At 67.6% G+C, this 17,018-nt stretch carries 13 protein-coding genes and 1 pseudogene; 9 read left to right on the top strand and 5 right to left on the bottom strand.

All coding sequences use genetic code 11. The features are described 5' to 3' along the window. Window positions 1–25: 25 nt before the first annotated feature. Window positions 26–1,045: an AraC family transcriptional regulator gene (locus tag ACM6JT_RS22080; RefSeq protein WP_414857281.1), complete on the bottom strand. Its 1,020-nt coding sequence runs from the start codon at window positions 1,043–1,045 to the stop codon at window positions 26–28. Window positions 1,046–1,478: 433 nt separating this feature from the next. On the opposite strand from ACM6JT_RS22080, the gene ACM6JT_RS22075 reads away from it, so the two are divergent. Next, a complete protein-coding gene (locus tag ACM6JT_RS22075; protein ID WP_034180328.1) occupies window positions 1,479–2,843 on the top strand; it encodes an MFS transporter in 1,365 nt (454 codons plus the stop codon). 74 nt (window positions 2,844–2,917) lie between these two features. Here ACM6JT_RS22075 and ACM6JT_RS22070 read toward each other — a convergent pair whose 3' ends face one another. Then, window positions 2,918–3,811: a LysR family transcriptional regulator gene (locus tag ACM6JT_RS22070; protein ID WP_414857280.1), complete on the bottom strand. Its 894-nt coding sequence runs from the start codon at window positions 3,809–3,811 to the stop codon at window positions 2,918–2,920. A 131-nt stretch (window positions 3,812–3,942) separates the two neighbouring features. Here ACM6JT_RS22070 and ACM6JT_RS22065 point away from each other — a divergent pair, with 131 nt between their 5' ends. Beyond that, window positions 3,943–4,941: a quinone oxidoreductase family protein gene (locus ACM6JT_RS22065; RefSeq protein WP_414857279.1), complete on the top strand. Its 999-nt coding sequence runs from the start codon at window positions 3,943–3,945 to the stop codon at window positions 4,939–4,941. Window positions 4,942–5,040: 99 nt separating this feature from the next. Here ACM6JT_RS22065 and ACM6JT_RS22060 read toward each other — a convergent pair whose 3' ends face one another. Continuing rightward, on the bottom strand, window positions 5,041–6,555 hold the full coding sequence (locus tag ACM6JT_RS22060; protein ID WP_414857278.1) for an MDR family MFS transporter: 1,515 nt from the start codon (window positions 6,553–6,555) through the stop codon (window positions 5,041–5,043). A 233-nt stretch (window positions 6,556–6,788) separates the two neighbouring features. Here ACM6JT_RS22060 and ACM6JT_RS22055 point away from each other — a divergent pair, with 233 nt between their 5' ends. After that, entirely contained in the window at window positions 6,789–8,348 is a 1,560-nt protein-coding gene (locus tag ACM6JT_RS22055; RefSeq protein ID WP_414857277.1) for a methyl-accepting chemotaxis protein, read from the top strand. Window positions 8,349–8,404: 56 nt separating this feature from the next. Here ACM6JT_RS22055 and ACM6JT_RS22050 read toward each other — a convergent pair whose 3' ends face one another. Beyond that, on the bottom strand, window positions 8,405–10,072 hold the full coding sequence (locus tag ACM6JT_RS22050) for an ATP-binding domain-containing protein (protein ID WP_414857276.1): 1,668 nt from the start codon (window positions 10,070–10,072) through the stop codon (window positions 8,405–8,407). A 107-nt stretch (window positions 10,073–10,179) separates the two neighbouring features. Next, window positions 10,180–11,034 (bottom strand): helix-turn-helix domain-containing protein, encoded by an 855-nt coding sequence (locus ACM6JT_RS22045; RefSeq protein WP_034180325.1) that lies wholly within the window; start codon window positions 11,032–11,034, stop codon window positions 10,180–10,182. A 225-nt stretch (window positions 11,035–11,259) separates the two neighbouring features. On the opposite strand from ACM6JT_RS22045, the gene ACM6JT_RS22040 reads away from it, so the two are divergent. The 6 genes and pseudogenes from ACM6JT_RS22040 to ACM6JT_RS22015 all read left to right on the top strand — a co-directional run bounded on the left by ACM6JT_RS22040 (window position 11,260) and on the right by ACM6JT_RS22015 (window position 16,944). Further along, complete coding sequence (locus ACM6JT_RS22040) at window positions 11,260–12,594, top strand: NAD(P)/FAD-dependent oxidoreductase (protein WP_414857275.1); 1,335 nt, start codon at window positions 11,260–11,262, stop codon at window positions 12,592–12,594. Between the two features lie 84 nt (window positions 12,595–12,678). Continuing rightward, window positions 12,679–13,773 (top strand): potassium channel family protein, encoded by a 1,095-nt coding sequence (locus ACM6JT_RS22035; protein ID WP_034180323.1) that lies wholly within the window; start codon window positions 12,679–12,681, stop codon window positions 13,771–13,773. A 162-nt stretch (window positions 13,774–13,935) separates the two neighbouring features. Further along, window positions 13,936–14,484: pseudogene (locus tag ACM6JT_RS22030) on the top strand (integrase core domain-containing protein); the annotation flags it as partial. Between the two features lie 356 nt (window positions 14,485–14,840). Continuing rightward, entirely contained in the window at window positions 14,841–15,392 is a 552-nt protein-coding gene (locus ACM6JT_RS22025) for a sigma-70 family RNA polymerase sigma factor (RefSeq protein ID WP_105392523.1), read from the top strand. Beyond that, window positions 15,374–16,348: a DUF4880 domain-containing protein gene (locus tag ACM6JT_RS22020; RefSeq protein ID WP_105392487.1), complete on the top strand. Its 975-nt coding sequence runs from the start codon at window positions 15,374–15,376 to the stop codon at window positions 16,346–16,348. The genes ACM6JT_RS22025 and ACM6JT_RS22020 overlap by 19 nt, the downstream gene beginning before the upstream one ends. Before the next feature lie 131 nt (window positions 16,349–16,479). Further along, window positions 16,480–16,944: an Lrp/AsnC family transcriptional regulator gene (locus ACM6JT_RS22015; protein WP_105392488.1), complete on the top strand. Its 465-nt coding sequence runs from the start codon at window positions 16,480–16,482 to the stop codon at window positions 16,942–16,944. Window positions 16,945–17,018 lie beyond the last annotated feature (74 nt).

Raw genomic sequence — 17,018 nt, 5'->3', positions numbered from 1 at the left:
GGCCGCGTGCCCGGCGTCGCCGCGTTCAGTTCGGCGCTCGCTTCTTCTGCGTGTCGCGCGGCAACTCGTCGAAGCGGGCGAAGTAGTACGCGGAAAAGCGGCCGAGGTGCCCGAAACCGAACGTCAGCGCCGTATCGGTGATGCTGGCCACCGGGTCGGTCAGCAACTGCACGCGCGCGGCGTCCAGCCGGATGTTGCGCAGCAGCTCCATCGGGGTCGCGCCGTGGTAGCGCCGGCACAGCACGTTCAGCGTTCGCAGGCTGACGCCGGCCGCCCTGGCGAGATCTTCGAGCGAAATCGGCGCGCAGAGCCGCGCGTGGATGAATTCGTGCAGCGCATCCATCTGCCGGATGCCGCCGCGCGACCCGGCTTGCGCCGGCGCGCCGAGCGCTGGCGGCGCCGCGCCGGCATGCGCGGCGGCGGGCGACGGCGGGCAATGCACGAGCAGGAACAGCGCGAGGCTTCGTTCGAAATGGTCGCGCCATTCGGCCCGGATGCCGCCGTCGTCGGCGACGGCGAGCACGTTGAGCAGCGACTGCGCGATCAGATCCCATTGCGATGCGAGCGCCGTCGGCAACAGGAATCCCGGCGCGAGGCCGGGCGCCGCGTCGTCGGGCCGGCGGCCGCAGACCGCGCGCATCAGCGAATCGGGCACCTTGACGATCAGTTGCCGGGTGCCGGACCGCCAGCGAAGGCGGACGCGCGACGTCGGCGCCAGCACGGCGGTGCGCCCTTCGGACACGCCCATCACGTGCCCGTCGCACTCGATTTCGGCGCCGCCCGCAAGCGACGTGTGGACGAGCGAAAAGCCGTCGAACGGGCGCGGGGCGACCTCGACTTCGGCGCCGTACTGCAGCGCGTAGACGCTCAGATGATTCAGTTGCCCCTTGAACAGCGCTGCGTCGGGCACACCATGCTTCCAGCGCAGCGCATGCTCGGCCAGTTCGAGCGAGACCTGCTCGTGCGCGTCCGCGCGCAATCCGGATCGGAACACGCAATTCCGATACAGCGCGGACAGCACTTCCGCATTCGGGGTGAGGGGCATGGGGCGTCTCCTGTGTGGCGTTTTTCGTGCAGCGCATCCAGCGGGCCGCGGATGCGCGTCGTGCCACATCGGTTTCTCTTGTGAGCGAGATATCCTGAAAGGATGATATTGATCTTCGTCAGACTTGTCGAAAGTATCGCAAGAATCGGATAGTCCCGCTTCCGCCAGGGAAAAATCCGGATAGCGCGCGGCCCGCGGTACGCGGCACTGGAAAAAGCGGACTGAGTTCGCGAGCCACGTGCAAATTCCGGATAGTGGGAATCATTGTGGCTTCCTACACTGCGCCGGCATCCGGACGGAAAGCGACGCATTTCACGATGAAATTTCGTACAGCTACTAAATCGATGAGCTGAGCGATCGTATTACTTCGAACGCGTGTGATGCGACGGCTACCGCCGGGCCCGATCCCCACTGGAAAAAGGAACGAAGCTCCATGCGTCAAATCAACCTGCAGGCGCTGTCCGACGATGCGCGGCTGGGCCCGCTGCACGGCGTCGTGCTGTTCTGGTGCGCGCTGATCATCGTGTTCGACGGCTACGACCTCGCGGTGGCCGGCATCGCGCTCCCGGCGATCATGAAGGAGATGGGCGTCAATCCGGCGCAGGCCGGCTTCATGGTCAGCTCGGCGCTGTTCGGCATGATGTTCGGCAACATCGTGTTCGGGACCGTCGCCGAGCGGATCGGGCGCCGCTGGGCGATCGCGGCTTGCCTGACGCTGTTCAGCGTCTTTACCGCGGCGGCCGGGCTGGCGCCGACGCCCGCACTGTTCGGCGCGGCCCGCTTCCTGGCGGGCATCGGCATCGGCGGCGTGATGCCGAACGTGATCGCCCATATGACCGAGTACGCGCCGCGCCGCTTGCGCAGCACGCTGGTGACATTGATGTTCAGCGGCTATTCGGTCGGCGGCATGCTGGCGGCGGTCATGGGCAAGGGGATGATCGAGGCGTACGGATGGCAGTCCGTGTTCGTCGCCGCGGGTGCGCCGGTGCTGCTCGTTCCGCTGCTCGTGAAATGGATGCCGGAATCGCTGCCGTTCCTGATCCGGCGCGGCAGGACCGACGAGCTCGCGCGCATCGCGCGTCGGCTCGATCCCGCATACCGGCATCAACCGGGCGACTGTTATGTCGTCCCGCGCGAAGGCAACGCCGGCAGCGCGCCGGTTCGGCAGCTGTTCGACGACGGTCGCGGATTCAGCACGGTCATGTTCTGGATCGCGTGCTTCATGTGCCTGTTCATGGTGTATGCGCTCAGCTCGTGGCTGACCCGGCTGATGGCGAGCGCCGGCTACAGTCTCGGCTCCGCGCTGACGTTCGTGCTGGTGCTGAACGCCGGCGCGATGGTCGGCGCAATCGGCGGCGGCTGGCTGGCCGATCGCTTTCCGATCAAGACGGTGCTCGTGTCGATGTATCTGCTCGCCGCGGTATCGATCACGCTGCTCGGCTACAAGATGCCGACCGCGCTGCTGTTCGTGCTGGTCGGCCTCGCGGGCGCGTCGACGATCGGCACGCAGATCGTCAATTGCGCGTATGCGGGGCAGTTCTATCCGATGGCGATCCGCTCGACCGGCATCGGCTGGACGCTGGGCGTGGGCCGCAGCGGCGCGATCCTGGCGCCGATCGTCATCGGTCTGCTGGTCGGCATCGATCTGCCGCTGGAACAGAACTTCATGGCGATCGGGCTGCCCGCGCTGGCGGCGGCCGTCGCGGTCGGCCTGATCGATCATCGGCGCTCGGCGTCGCATCGCGATCGCCCGGCCAGTGCCGGCGAGCGTCAGGCGTCGCCTGTCCGGCAGTCCTGAGCGGCGCATCGGCAGGACGCAACCGGCCGGGGATCACGGCCGGCCCGCGCAGTAGCGATTCAGAAGGGGCGGCGTCAGAGCCGCCCGTCCGCCGCGAGTACCGCGTCCGCTATCGCATCCGCGACGCGCTGCACGCGCGGCGAGCGGCGCACGTCCGGATGAACGACGAGCCAGATCTCGCGCTCGATATCGCAGCGCGGCGCGGAAGTCAGCTCGACGAGCGGCGCGGGTGCGGACGACGGTGCCGCACCGGCTGCGGCGAGTGAATCGTCGACGAGAAACCGCGGCAACAGCGCGACCCCCGCGCCGGCGACGCATGCGCGATGCAGCGCCGCAAGGTCGTTCGCGACGAACGCGAAACGGCGCCCGGCCGCGACGCGTTCGAGCCATTGCTGCTGCGGCGTCTGCGCGAGCGCGTCGTCGTAGCCGACGAACGGCCAGGTGTCGGGCGGCGCGTCCGCCCATTCCGGCGACGCGCACAGCGCGAAGCGCATCGTGCCGAGCCGGCGCGCGGCGAGCCCCGGCTCGCTCGGCCGCGACAGCCGCACCGCGAGATCGGCTTCGCGCGCATAAAGGTTCGCCGCATGCATCTCGCCCATCAGGTCGATCCGCAGCGCCGGCCATGCGCGCTGCGCGCGGGCAAGGCGCGGCGCGAGGAAATGGCTGGCGAACACCGGCGACGCCGACACGCGCACGACGCCGTCGAGCGCCGCCGCACCCTGCGCGGCGCGCGCGAACGCGTGTGCATCGGTTTCGACGCGCGCGGCGTGCTCGGCGAGGCGCAGCCCTTCGTCGGTCGGCGGCCAGCCGCGCGGCAGGCGGTCGAACAGCCGGATGCCGAGTGCGGATTCCAGCGCGTCGATGCGCCGTGCGACCGTCGAATGCTGGACCTGCAGCGCGCGTGCGGCGGCCGACAGGCTGCCGCCGCGCATCACCGCGAGGAAGGTGCGGATGTCGTCCCAGCTCATCGGCAGTGCGGACGCGGGAACGGAATCAGGATCGGTCGAATTTTGCACAGTAGATGGGCGATAAACGGGAATTCCGATCGATTATGCACGATGAGATGATCGTGTCACTTCATTCGATTGCGAGGAACGTCATGACTCAAACTGCTACCGCCATCCGGATCGGGATCGACCGCTACGGCGACGCCGGCGTGCTGCGCCGCGTCGATGCGCCCGTTGCGCCGCCCGGCGCCGGCGAGGTGCGGATTCGCCAGACCGCCGTCGGCGTGAATTTCGTCGACATCTATTTCAGGACGGGGGCGCACGCATTGCCCGCGCTGCCGGACGCGCTCGGCGTCGAGGCGGCCGGCGTGATCGACGCGGTCGGGCCCGGCGTGACGGATCTCGTGCCCGGCCAGCGCGTCGCGTATGCGGGCATGCCGACCGGCAGCTATGCGAGCCTGCGCACGATGCCGGCCGGGCGCGTGGTGCCGATCCCGGACGGCCTGAGCGACGACGCGGTCGCCGCCGGGCTGCTGAAAGGGATCACCGTCTATATGCTGCTGCATCGTGTCCGGCAGGTCGGCGCCGGCGACACGGTGCTCGTGCATGCGGCTGCCGGCGGCGTCGGGCTGCTGGCGACGCAGTGGGCGCGCGCGCTCGGCGCGCGGGTGATCGGCACGGTCGGGTCGGCCGCGAAAGCCGCGCTCGTGCGCACGCATGGCGCCGACGCGGTGGTCGATTATCGCGAGGAGGATTTCGTCGCGGCCGCACGCGCGTTCGGCGGCGGCGCGGGTGTCGATTATGCGATCGACGGGATCGGCGGCGACGTGCTGACGCGCACGCTCGGTGCGATCCGTCCGTTCGGGATGGTCGCGAGCATCGGGCAGGTTGCCGCGATCGGCACGCGGCAGACGGTCGATCTCGACGAGCTGGGGCCGGCCCGCTCGATCGCGCTCGCGCGGCCGAGCGTGCTCGGGTTCATCGCACGCGACGTCGCAGGGTATCGCGAAGCCGCGCGCGCGACGCTCGAACGGCTCGCGGGCGGAATGCACGTCGAGATCGGCGCGCGGCTGCTGCTCGAACAGGCGGCCGATGCGCACCGGCTGCTGGAGTCGCGCGCGACGACGGGGGCGGTGGTGCTGGTGCCGTAACGGCGGGCCGCGGCGGATGGGGCGCGCTGCGGGGCAACGGGCCAAAGGCCGCGGCGTGGCGCGCTTCCGGTGCCGGTCGCGGCGCGGCTCGCATGCCGATCAGTTGTGCGTGCGCAGCGGCGCATCGTCGACGAACCACGCGAGTACGAACGCAATCGCGACCACGGTCGCCGCTGCGAGATACACGACGTGCAGCGAGCCCGCGAACGCATGCAGGTATGCGTCGCGCACCGCGTCCGGCAACTGGTGCACGGCACCGGGGCCGAGCGCGGGCGGCAGCTCCGTGCCGGCCGGCAGCGCCTGCAGCATCCGCGCCTGCAGCCCGTGCGAGAACAGCGCGCCGAACGCCGCGACGCCGATCGAGCTGCCGATCGAGCGGAACAGCGTCGCGCCCGATGTCGCGACGCCCATGTACCGGAACTCGACCGTGTTCTGTACTGCGAGCGTGAGCACGGGCATCACCATCCCGAGGCCGATCCCGAGCAGCGCCATGTACGCGTACATCGTCTGCAGCGGCGTATCGAGCGACAGCGTCGACAGCAGCGCCAGCGCGATCCCGCCGGTCAGCGTGCCGGCGATCGGAAAGATCCGGTACGAGCCGAGCCGCGAGATCAGCCGGCCGCTGATCACCGACATCGCGAGCATGCCGCCCATCATCGGCAGCAGCTGCATCCCGGCCTGCGACGGCGTCGAGCCCTTCACGACCTGCAGGTAGAGCGGAATGAACGTGACCGAGCCGAACAGCGCGGTGCCGACCACGAAGCCGATCAGGCTGACCAGTACGAAGGTGCGATGGCGGAACAGTTCGAGCGGGATGATCGGCTCGGCCGCGAGCCGTTCTTCGTAGATGAAGCCGCCGATCGCGACGAGGCCGAGCACGAGCGTCATCCACAGTTGCGGCGACGTCCACGGCAGCAGCGAGCCGCCTTCGCTGGTGAACAGGATCACGCAGGTGAGGGCCGTCGCGAGGAACGCGGCGCCCATGTAGTCGATCCGGTGCTTCACGTGCGCGCTGTGCGGACGGAACGCGATGCCGATCACCGCGAGCGCGAGAAAACCGAGCGGCAGGTTGATCGTGAAGATCCAGCGCCACGACAGATGCTCGACCAGGAAGCCGCCGAGCAGCGGGCCGACGATCGTCGCGAGGCCGTACACGCCGCCGAACATCCCCTGGTAGCGCGCCCGGCGATCGGGCGGGACCAGATCGCCGATCGCGGCCATCGTGACGACCATCAGGCCGCCGCCGCCGAGCCCCTGCAGTGCGCGCAGCACGATCAGCTGCGTCATGTCCTGCGCAATGCCGCACAGCGCCGAGCCCGCGAGGAACAGCACGATCGCGGCCTGCAGCACGATCTTGCGGCCGTACAGGTCGCCGAGCTTGCCGTACAGCGGCAGCACGACGGTGGACGACAGCAGGTACGCGGTGACGACCCATGACAACTGGTCGAGCCCGCCGAGTTCGCCGACGATCGTCGGCAGCGCGGTCGACACGATCGTCTGGTCGAGCGCGGACAGCAGCATGACGAGCAGCAGCGCGGCGACGATCAGCCCGGTCGGCGCGTCGCGGCGGGCCGTCTCGGCGGCCGGCGGAGTAAGGAGGGTGTCGGTTGTCATCGAGATATCTGCCATGGCAGGGAATTGGTTCGAAATATAACGACCAGTGATTGACTAGTCAATTTCTGCCCAGCCTCGATATGTTGCAGCCGTAACAGGAGATTGCCGGCGCGAAAAAAATTGATCGGGATCAGACAGAAAGCGGGGCCGGACTCAAGTTTTCTGCAGGCAAACCGTAATCCAGAGTGCCGCGGACCGATTGCCGCGGCACTTTTCATCGCTCACGTGCCGCCATGAACCTGAACGCCCTGTTTTCCCGTTTCTCGATCCGCACGCGGATCTTCTCCACGCTCGGTCTCGTTGCCGCGCTGCTCGTCGTGTCGGGGCTGATCGGCCTCGCCGGCATGCAGAGCTCGAATCGCGCGCTCGACGAGGCCTATACGCAGCAACTGGCTGCGAAGACCGCGCTGTCCACGGCGAGCCTGAACCTGACGATCGTGCGCACGACGCTCGACCGCGCGCTGCTGCATCCGGAAGCGGCGGAAGTGCCCGATCTCGTCAAGAAGGCCGAGGGCTATCTCGCGAAGGCCGACACCGCCTGGCGCGGCTACGCGGCGATGCCGCACGACGGCGACGAAGGCCCGCTCGCGAGCCGTCTCGACGCCGCGCGCCAGGCGCTGATCGGGCAGGCGCTGAAGCCGCTGATCGACGCGATCCGCGACGGCCGGCGCGACGAGGCCGACCGCTTGCTGATGTCGGTTGCGCCGCCGCTGTCGGTCGCGCTCACGCAGGCGGCCGATGCGCTCGATACGTACCAGGCGGCGCGCGGCAAGGATGTCTACGACACCGCACAGACCTATTACGGCTGGATGCGCGCAGGCGCGATCGCGGGCATCGCGTTCGGCCTGGCCGCGTGCCTCGGCTGCGCGATCGGCCTGCATTACGCGATCACGCAGCCGGTGAACCGGCTGCTGTCGCATTTCCGCCGCCTGTCGGACGGCGACCTGACGTCGGAAGTGCGCTGGTCGTCGCGCGACGAGATGGCCGAACTGGTCAATGGCGTGACGGGCATGCAGCGCAGCCTCGCGGACACGGTGCGCCAGGTCAGCCAGGGTTCGGAAGCGATCTCGACGGCGACGCACCAGATCGCGGCCGGCAACACCGATCTGTCGCAGCGCACCGAGGAACAGGCGTCCGCGTTGCAGGAGACGGCCGCGAGCATGGAGCAACTGACCGCGACCGTGAAGCAGAACGCCGATCATGCGCTCGAGGCGCAGGCGTGCGCGGACAGCGCGAGCGAGATCGCGACGCGCGGTGCGACGGTGGTCGGCGAGGTGATCGGCACGATGAACGAGATCGACCAGAGCTCGCAGAAGGTCGCCGACATCATCGGCACGATCGAGGGGATCGCGTTCCAGACCAACATCCTCGCGCTGAATGCGGCGGTCGAAGCCGCGCGCGCGGGCGAGCAGGGCCGCGGCTTCGCGGTGGTCGCGGGCGAGGTGCGCACGCTCGCGCAACGCTCGGCGTCGGCCGCGAAGGAGATCCGCACGCTGATCGGCGAATCGGTCGAGCGCGTCGCGAACGGCTCGCGGCTCGTCGGCGTGGCCGGCGCGACGATGCAGGACATCCAGCAGGCGATCGGGCGCGTGACGGGGATCATGACCGAGATCGCGGCCGCGTCGAACGAGCAGCGCGACGGGATCGAGCAGGTGAACCGCGCGGTGTCGCAGATGGACCAGGTGTCGCAGCAGAATGCGGCGCTCGTCGAGCAGGCCGCGGCTGCGGCGTCGTCGCTGGAGGAGCAGGCTGACGGGTTGCGTCGTGCGGTGGGGGCGTTCCGGGTGGCTTGATGGATAACGGGCGGCGACGCGGCGGGCATTCGTCTGCCGGCGGCCCGCCCGTTGCGTCAACCCGCCGCGAGCTGCGCGGCCGCGCGTGACGACGCGACGATCAGCAGCTTCATCGTCGCGCGCGTCGCGCCGACGAACAGCTTGCGCGCGGCACGCGCGTCGAGCGTGTCGAAGTCGACTTCGGTGAGGATCACGCACGGCGCCGACTGGCCCTTGAAGCGGTAGATCGAATCGAGCAGCACGTCGCCTTCGCGATATTCGGGGTTGCCGAACAGGTCGTACTTGCCGGTGAAGCTCTTGAGCCGGTGCGGGCCGAGCTGGTCGAGCGGCGCGAGCACCGAGCCTTCGCGGCCGCGATACGACAGCACCGCGATGTCCTGCTTGCGGAAGCCGAGCGACAGCGCGTGCGTGATCGCGCGCTTGGTCGCGTCGATGCAGGCTTCCGCCAACGCGTCGCCCGACATGCCTTCTTCCCCGTAGGCCGACACCGACGGATCGGACCCGTCGAACGGGCTGCCCGAGCGCAGCTCGGCCGCAAGCGGCTCGACGCGCCCGACGACGTCACGCACGAAGTCGAGCAGGTCGCGCGGGCTGCGGTAGTTCGTCAGTGCCTTCAACGTCACCCAGCCGGGCAGCGCGACGGGCTCGCGCATGTACAGGTTCTGCAGCGGATCTTCGAGCCACCACCACGCACCGTCCGGCGCCAGCAAACGCTCCAGTGCGGCCGCCCACGGCGCATGGAAATCCTGCCCTTCGTCGACGACCAGCACGTCGAAGCGCCAGCGTTCGGGGATCGGCGCCTGTGCGAAGCGTGTCTCGAGCCGCTCGAATTCGCCGGGCACCTGGAAGTCGGGCGTATAGCCGCCGTCGCGCGCGACCCAGTCGCACAGCTGGTGGTAGTTCGCGATCTTCGCGCCGGGCGGCGCGATGCGCGCGATGTAGTCGGCGAGCGGCCGGTTGAAGCATACGTAGAGCACGCGCTTGCCGGCCGCGACCGCATCGCGCATCGCCTGCACCGCGAGCTGCGTCTTGCCCGAGCCGGCCGTGCCGGTGACGCGCAGCCGGAACGGCGCGAATTCGAGCTGGCGCGCCCACGCGGCGAGGCCGCCCGACAGCCGCGTGACGAGCGTGCCGGCCTGCCCGACGAGCGCGCTCGTGTCGGGCGTGAGCGCGAGTTCGTCCGCGAGGAAATGGTGGAGCTTCGGCGCGTTCGGGAGACGTTCGTCGTCCTCGGGCAGGATCTGCAGGATCACCTGCGCGAGCTGCGCCTTGCGCGACGCGTCGACGATGCGGTCGGCCGCGACGCCGGCGATCGATGCCTGCCGGATCGAATAGTCGGGGCAGTACAGCAGCGCCTCGACGCCGTAGACGCCCGCGCCGAGCGCGGCCGTCAGGCGCCGGTGCAGTGTTTCCTGCGTGCGCGCGAGCTGGATCGCGACGTTGCGCTCGGTCTGCAGGTAGACCTTCACGAGCCCCTTCGGCGTTTCACGCAGGAAGCCGGCCTTCTGCTCGATCAGCAGCACGCGGCCGGCCGGGCTCACGACGACGAACGCGGCCTCGCCGAACACCGAGAAGGCCTGGTCGGCACGCGTCCAGTGCACGCCGTGATACACGGTGTAGGTGCCGGGCAGCGCGTGTTCGAGCGCGGCGAGCGTTTCGCGCTCGCGTTCGGCCGCGCCGGTCGCGGCGAGGCTTTTCCAGTCGTCGGGAATGAGGCGGGCCATGGAGTCGGGCGGCGTAGGCGTGAACAGGTGCGGCTATTGTACTGAGGAACCTGTTCACGGCCGCACGGACGCAGGCCGTCCGGGAGAGGGGCGGAGGCGGGCGGAAGTTACCCGCGCGCGAGCCGTTTCGCGAGATCGGCGCTGAGGATCGCCATGCGCGCGGGCTTTTCGTAGCAGACGACGTCGAACGTGCGGATCACTTCGCTGATGTCGGCTTCGCTCGCACGGCCGGTGAGCAGGTCGCCCGTCAGCACGAAAATCGGCGCGCCCGGGTTGTCGGACGTACGCACCGCCTTGATCGCGGTCGCGGCCGTGCCGTCGTCGAACAGCCATTCGGTCAGCACCGCATCGAAAGCCTGGCCCTGCAGCGCGTCGACGAACGGCGCGAGGCCGTCGAACGCGGCCGTCGCGAAACCCTGCCGTTCGAGATAGCGGCACAGCTCGGTCGCGCTGACGCGATCGGGATCGATCACGGCGACGACGAGCTTGTCGCTCTCCGCGCGGCGCGGATAGATTTCGATCTTGTGCACGTCGTACGCGTTCTGGTACAGCACGCCCGTGTGGCGCAGCACGCGCCAGCGGCCGTTCTGTTCGTACGCGACGAACTCGGGGCGCGCGCCGGCTTCGAGCGGCGCGCCGATCCATGCGGTGCACGGAATCTCGGCGACGCCCGCGTAAAGTACGGCCTCCTGCGAACAGGCGCCGACCATGCCGGGGTCGAGCGTTTGCGCGCCGAACAGCTGGGCGGCGGGTTCGCCGTACGCTTCGGCGACTTTCTTGATTTGCGCGAGCGTCCAGGGGCTGCTGCCGCGCAGTTTGCGGTGGCCTTGCGAGAAACTCAGGTCGAGGATGCGGCACAGCTCGGTGGTCTGCTGGCGCTTGCCGATGCCGTTGCGGGTCATCAGCTCGCGCACGCGCTCGGCAACCGCGAGGGAATCCGTGGTGATTGCTTCAGTGGTCATGCTACGGGAACGGATCGTGACGTTCAGAACGACGCCTTGCGGCAGTCTCGACGGACAGTCTTCATGACGTCCAGTGGCGAGCCGACCGGCCACGCGCGGAAAAGATAACTTTACCGCAAAATGGTCGTCATTCAGTGTCATGAAAGGTGCGTTTGTGTGAAAGGTGTGTCACGACGTTACCGTAGCAGCTCATATCTCGAACGTATTAACGCCCGACAGGAAACAATGACGACAACCTATCCGCTGCACGATGCCTTGACCCGCGCCGAAACGGCGCTTCCGGCCGAAGCCGACGTCGTGATCGCCGGCGCCGGCATCATGGGCTGCGCGGCCGCGTATTACCTGGGACTGCGCGGCCTGAAGGCCGTCGTGCTCGACAAGTCGCGCATCGCCGGACAGCAGTCGACGCGCGCGTGGGGCTTCGTGCGGCAGCAGGGGCGCGAAGCCGCCGAGGTGCCGCTGATGATGGCCGGCATGCGGATCTGGGAGGGGTTAGAGGAAACCCTCGGTTTCGATCTCGAATGGCGGCAGGGCGGCTGTCTCTATATTGCGGACAACGAAACTGACTGGGCGTCGTTCAACGCGTGGCTTTCCGTCGCACGCGAGCACGGGCTCGATACGCGCACGCTGACCCGCGCGCAGATCGACGAGCGCGTCAGCGGCCTTTCGCCGCAGGCGCGCACGCTCGGCGGGCTGTACACCGCGACCGACGGGCAGGCCGAGCCGCGCCGCGTGGCCGCGGCGTTCGCCGCGCGTGCCACCGAGGCCGGCGCGCGCTTCTTCGAAGGCTGCGGCGTGACGGCGATCGAGACGGCCGGCGGCGCGGTCGTCGGCGTCGCGACCGAACGCGGCACGATCCGCACGCGGCGCGTGATCTGCGCGGCCGGCGCGACCAGCTTCCGGCTGCTCGACGGCGTCGGCATCCGGCTGCCGCAGCAGGCCGTGCGCGGTACCTGCATGCGCACCAACGTGGTGCCGCCGGTATCGGCGTCGACGGTGTGGGGGCACGGCCTCGGCATCCGGCAGCGCAAGAACGGCGCGATCAATCTCGCCGACGACATGCAGGTCGACGTCGACCTGACGCTCGGTCACCTGCGCGGGTTGAGCCTGTTCTGGCCGGAGTTCTGGTCGCAGCGCGACAAATTCCGGCTGCACGTGAATTCGGCCGCGTGGCGCGATGCGCTTGCGCGCATCAACGGCGCGGCCGGGCCGATCGAGCCGCGCGATCCGCAGCCGCAGCCGAATCGCGCGCATGCGCCGCGCGCGCTTGCGAAGCTCAAGGCGATCTTCCCCGCGCTGAAGGACGCGCAGATCGTCGAGGCATGGGCCGGCCTGATCGACGTGCTGCCCGACGGCATTCCGGTGATCGATGCGTCGGGCGTGCCGTCGGGGCTCGCGATCGCGACGGGGTTCTGCGGTCACGGTTTCGCGATGGGGCCGATCGTCGGCCGGCTGCTGGCCGAATGGATCGACACGGGCGCGCCGTCGCTCGACCTGTCGGCGTTTCGCGCGCAGCGTTTCGTCGACGGGACGATGGTGCGGCCGCGCAGCATGCTGTAGCGGACGAATCGATGCAATGATGTCGGGTCGGATCGCTGCCTTCCCGTCGTAGAATCGAGCCCGCATCCTTCAGGAGATTCCCCGTTGGCCTCGCCTTCCGCCCAGCGCCGTTCGTTGCGCTCACGCCTGCGTCGCGCCCGCAATCCGTGGCAGGCGCCGCGTGCGCGCATGCTGTTCACGCGTCCCGCGACGTCGCCGCGGCGCACGCTGCTGTTTCGCGTCGGTGCGGTCGCGCTGTTGTGCGTGCTCGCGTTCCTCGTGCTGTATGTCGATCGCGACGGCCTGCGCGATTCGACCAAGAGCACGCCGATGACCGTCGCCGATCTCGTGTACTTCACGATGGTCACCGTCGCGACGGTCGGCTACGGCGACATCGTGCCCGTCACCGCGCGCGCCCGCCTGATCGATGCGTTCTTCATCGTGCCGATCCGCATCGTCATCTGGTTCATTTTCCTGGGCACGGCGTATCAGTTCGTGATCCAGCGCGTCATCGAGGAATTCCGCATGAAACGTCTGCAAAAGCAATTGTCCGATCACATCGTCGTGTGCGGTTACGGCCTGTCGGGGTCGATCGCCGTGCGCGAGCTGCTCGAGAGCGGCGTCGATGCCGCGACGATCATCGTGATCGATTCGCAGCAGCAGGCGCTCGAGGCCGCGACGTCGCTCGGCGTGACGGGGCTGCTCGGCGATCCCGCGCATGAGGATCTGCTCCAGCAGGCACAGGTGCGCGCGGCGAAGGCCGTGATCATCTCGGTGACCGACGATCCGACCGCGATCCTGCTGACGCTGTCGGTGCGCAGCATCGCGCCCGAGACGAAGATCGTCGTGCGGATTCAGGAGAACCTGTACCAGCGGCAACTGCGGCAGGCCGGTGCGGACGTGATCGTGTCGTCGACGAAGATCGGCGCGCTGCTGCTTGCGGATGCGGTGCATAGCCGCTATATCGTGCCGTTCGTGAACGACATGCTGTCGACGCGCGGGCGCGCGACGCTGATCGAGCGCGAGGCGCTGCCGCACGAGATCGGCTGCATGACCAATGTCGTGCCGGGCGCGATCGTGGTCGGGCTCGATCGCTGCGGGAAGATCCAGTCGTTTTATGAAGATCCGCCATGCCGGATCGAGAAGGGGGACACGCTGGTCGTGATTCAGTCGGCGCGGATTCCGGATGCGGATGTTTGAGGATTGTGCGTGGAGTAAGCGTCAGTATTTTCAATGGATTATCGTTTAAGTTTTCTCCGATTATTCGTTTCATTTCTAGTGTGTAGGCGCTATGCCGGCGATCTGGGGCAACTTCGATCCACGTCGATCGATGGCAATGCGTCCTCGATGAGACGTCCAGTGCTATCGGAGCGCCGCGCCTGCCGGCTCGTCGGGCTTTCTCGCAGCATGTTGCACTACGAGTGCGAAGCCGGACCATGAGAATGAAGCGTTGACGGCGCGTCTGGTGGAGCTGGCGCACGAGCGTCGCCGCTTCGGCCACCGTCGGCTGCATGCCCTGGTGGAACGCGAAGGAACGCACGCCAATCACAAACGGGCGCCCGCTTCCGAGGCGATCCCAAAGCGGTGCGAACAGACCAGGGGCCCGAATTCACGAGCCGCGCGCTCGGCCAGTGGGCCTACGCAAGTGGCGTCACCATGAAGTTGATTCAGGCCGGCAAGCCGACGCGGAATGCGTACATCGAATCGTTCAACGGCAAGTTCCGCGATGAATGCCTTAACGAGCACTGGTCTACGACGCTTGCCCACGCTCGCGCTGTCATCGCGGCATGGCGTCAAGACTACAACGAGCAAAGGCCGCACAGCGCACTGAATTACCTCTCGCCATCGGAGTTCGCGGCGAAACATCAGGCAACAGCGGATGCTCCTGCCGCATTCCAGGAGCTGGTTTAAAGGGACTTTGCTAGAAGTCCATTGGCGCTATTGATGGGGCAGGTCATACAACCACAATCGTCGTCATGTTCCGACGGATCAGGGGCGAATCGCCGCAGCGATATCTGGCAGCCAGTTGAGCGAGCATGATTCGGGGCGGCCTGCGGCTCCGCGACGTGATCGGGGCGTCCTGGTCGTCCCGGCGTCGCGAATGACCGCCCCGGACGTCGGGTTTTGGATTGGTATCGCGCCGGTATGCGGCGATTTTGAAATGGCATACTACGACACCAATCTAGCGGGGCATGACGTTGCATTTGGGCAGATGATTGGCATCCTGCAGCGCACGCCCATCGCGCCATCGCTTTGGAAATTGGCACATGAGCACTGGCCCGGCAGCACAGCCTCTCGACAAGCTGGAAAGGAGCGACGACGAGTCGCCTCATTCCCGCTCGGTTTGGCTTGCCAACGAGTTTCGGGCCAGCTACGGATGGCTGAAGGCGAAGCTGCTGCGTCGTGTCGGATCGCCGGCCGATGCCGAGGATCTTGCGTCGTCGTCGTTCGAGGCGCTTGCCGGCGTCGATGACCCGCCGGGTATTCGCGAGCCTCGAGCGTGGCTGACCGTCATCGCCCAGCGTCTCACCTTCGAGATGTGGCGCCGCCGGGATCTCGAGCGCGCTTATCATGAGGCGCTCCTCACCGTCGAGGAGCCCCTCGCGCCGTCCGCCGAATCGATCGTCGAGATTTCCCAGGCATTGTTCCTGATCGATCAGGCGCTCGATGGATTGTCTCCGAAAGCGAAAAGTGCCTTTATCTACAGCCAGATCGACGGCCTCACGTATTCCGAGATTGCCGCTCGACTCGGCGTCTCGACAAGCATGGTTCGCAAATATATCGCCCAGGCGCTTACCCGATGCTTTCTGATCAGTTGAAGGCCCCGCGTGGCGCCGGCCCCGTCGATGCGTGCGCGGAGGAAGCCGTTCAGTGGGAGGTCCGGTTGCGTGCCGAGGACGCCACGCAGCAGGATCGCGATGGCTTCGAGGCATGGCGCCGCGCCGATCCCGCGCACGAAGCGGCGTGGATACGGCTCCAGGAAGGGCTGGCGCGGTTTGCCTCCCTGCGGAACGCGCCCGGCACGGCGGTGCGAAGCGCGCTGAACGAGCCGTCTCGTGCGAGGCGCCGCATGTTGAAGGCTGGCGCCGGGGTGGGGGCGCTGGCGCTGGCCGCGATCGGGACGCGAGAACTGGTCCGGGCGTATTCGCTCGACGCCGACTATCACAATGGCGATCGGACGCCGCAGGCCGTGGCGCTGAAAGACGGGACACCGATCGTCCTCGGGGCATCGGCGCGTGTTTATTGGACACGGGACGGCGCACGCGGCGACGTCTATCTTGCGTCCGGCCAGATCCTGACGAGTCCCGCCACGACGAACCGCTCGCAGTTCGCCGTGAGGACGCGGGACGGGACGGCAATCACGAGCCACGCTCGCCTGAGCGTCGATACATTGCGATATCACACCGTGGTCGCGGTGCAGGGGGGGGATGCAACCCTTGCGACGCCGCGCGGCGGCAGTGTCCGCATCGGCGATGGTTCGGTCTGGTCGCTATCGCCGGGGCGCATCGCCCGCATGCCCGAGACGGCCGCCGACATCTTCGCCTGGAGCCGCGGCACGCTCGTCGTCCTGGATCGCCCGCTGCCCGACATCCTCGAGACGCTGGGCCGCTACTACGGCGGCTATATCCGGTTTCCGCGGGCCGCGCTCGCTCGCCGGGTCAGCGGCGTGTTCCCACTCAACGACGCCGAGGCGGCGCTGCGCCAGCTCGCCAATGGCCTGGGACTTTCCCTTGCCGTGTATGGCAAGGTTCTGGCCGTCGCCTCAGAGGCTTGACGCCGCGCCCCGTTCAGCCGGGGCGCAAAAATTTTTTTCTTTCCCGGTGTCACTTTTCCCGCTTCGTTGCACAAGGTGAATGAAGGCGTCCGAATGCCTGCGACGCTTACCTTGTCCCGAAGGGGGGAACTGTGATCGACCATATCGACAAGGCCATCCTGACAGTCCTGCAAGAGGACAGCACGCTTTCAGTGGCGGAAATCGCCGATCGCGTGCATTTGTCGACGACGCCTTGCTGGCGCCGCATACAGAAGCTCGAGCAGGACGGCGTCATCGCCCGCCGAGTCGCTCTGCTCGACGCCGACAAGCTCAATGTCGGCGTGACCGTGCTCGTCGAAATCAGGACTGCGCAGCATACGGCCGCCTGGCTCAAACGCTTCTGCGACGTGGTCGCCGACATCCCCGAGGTGATCGAGGTGTACCGCATGAGCGGTCACATCGACTACCTGCTGAAGGTGGTCGTTCCGCACATCGCCGGGTATGACGGCGTGTACAAGCGCTTGATCAGCGAGCTGGAAATTTTCGATGTGAGTTCGAGTTTCTCGATGGAGACCATCAAGCATACGACGAGGTTGCCCCTCGATTACGTTTGCTGATTTTCTTGTCTGCGGATTCCGCCTGCCGGATTGAATTTTCAAAGACGGCGCATTCGGTGGGAATAAAAAACCGG

This window comes from Burkholderia sp. IT-111MI5, assembly GCF_949752865.1.
Taxonomy (GTDB): Bacteria; Pseudomonadota; Gammaproteobacteria; order Burkholderiales; family Burkholderiaceae; genus Burkholderia; species Burkholderia pyrrocinia_C.
This window is presented reverse-complemented; position numbering and strand designations above follow the sequence as displayed.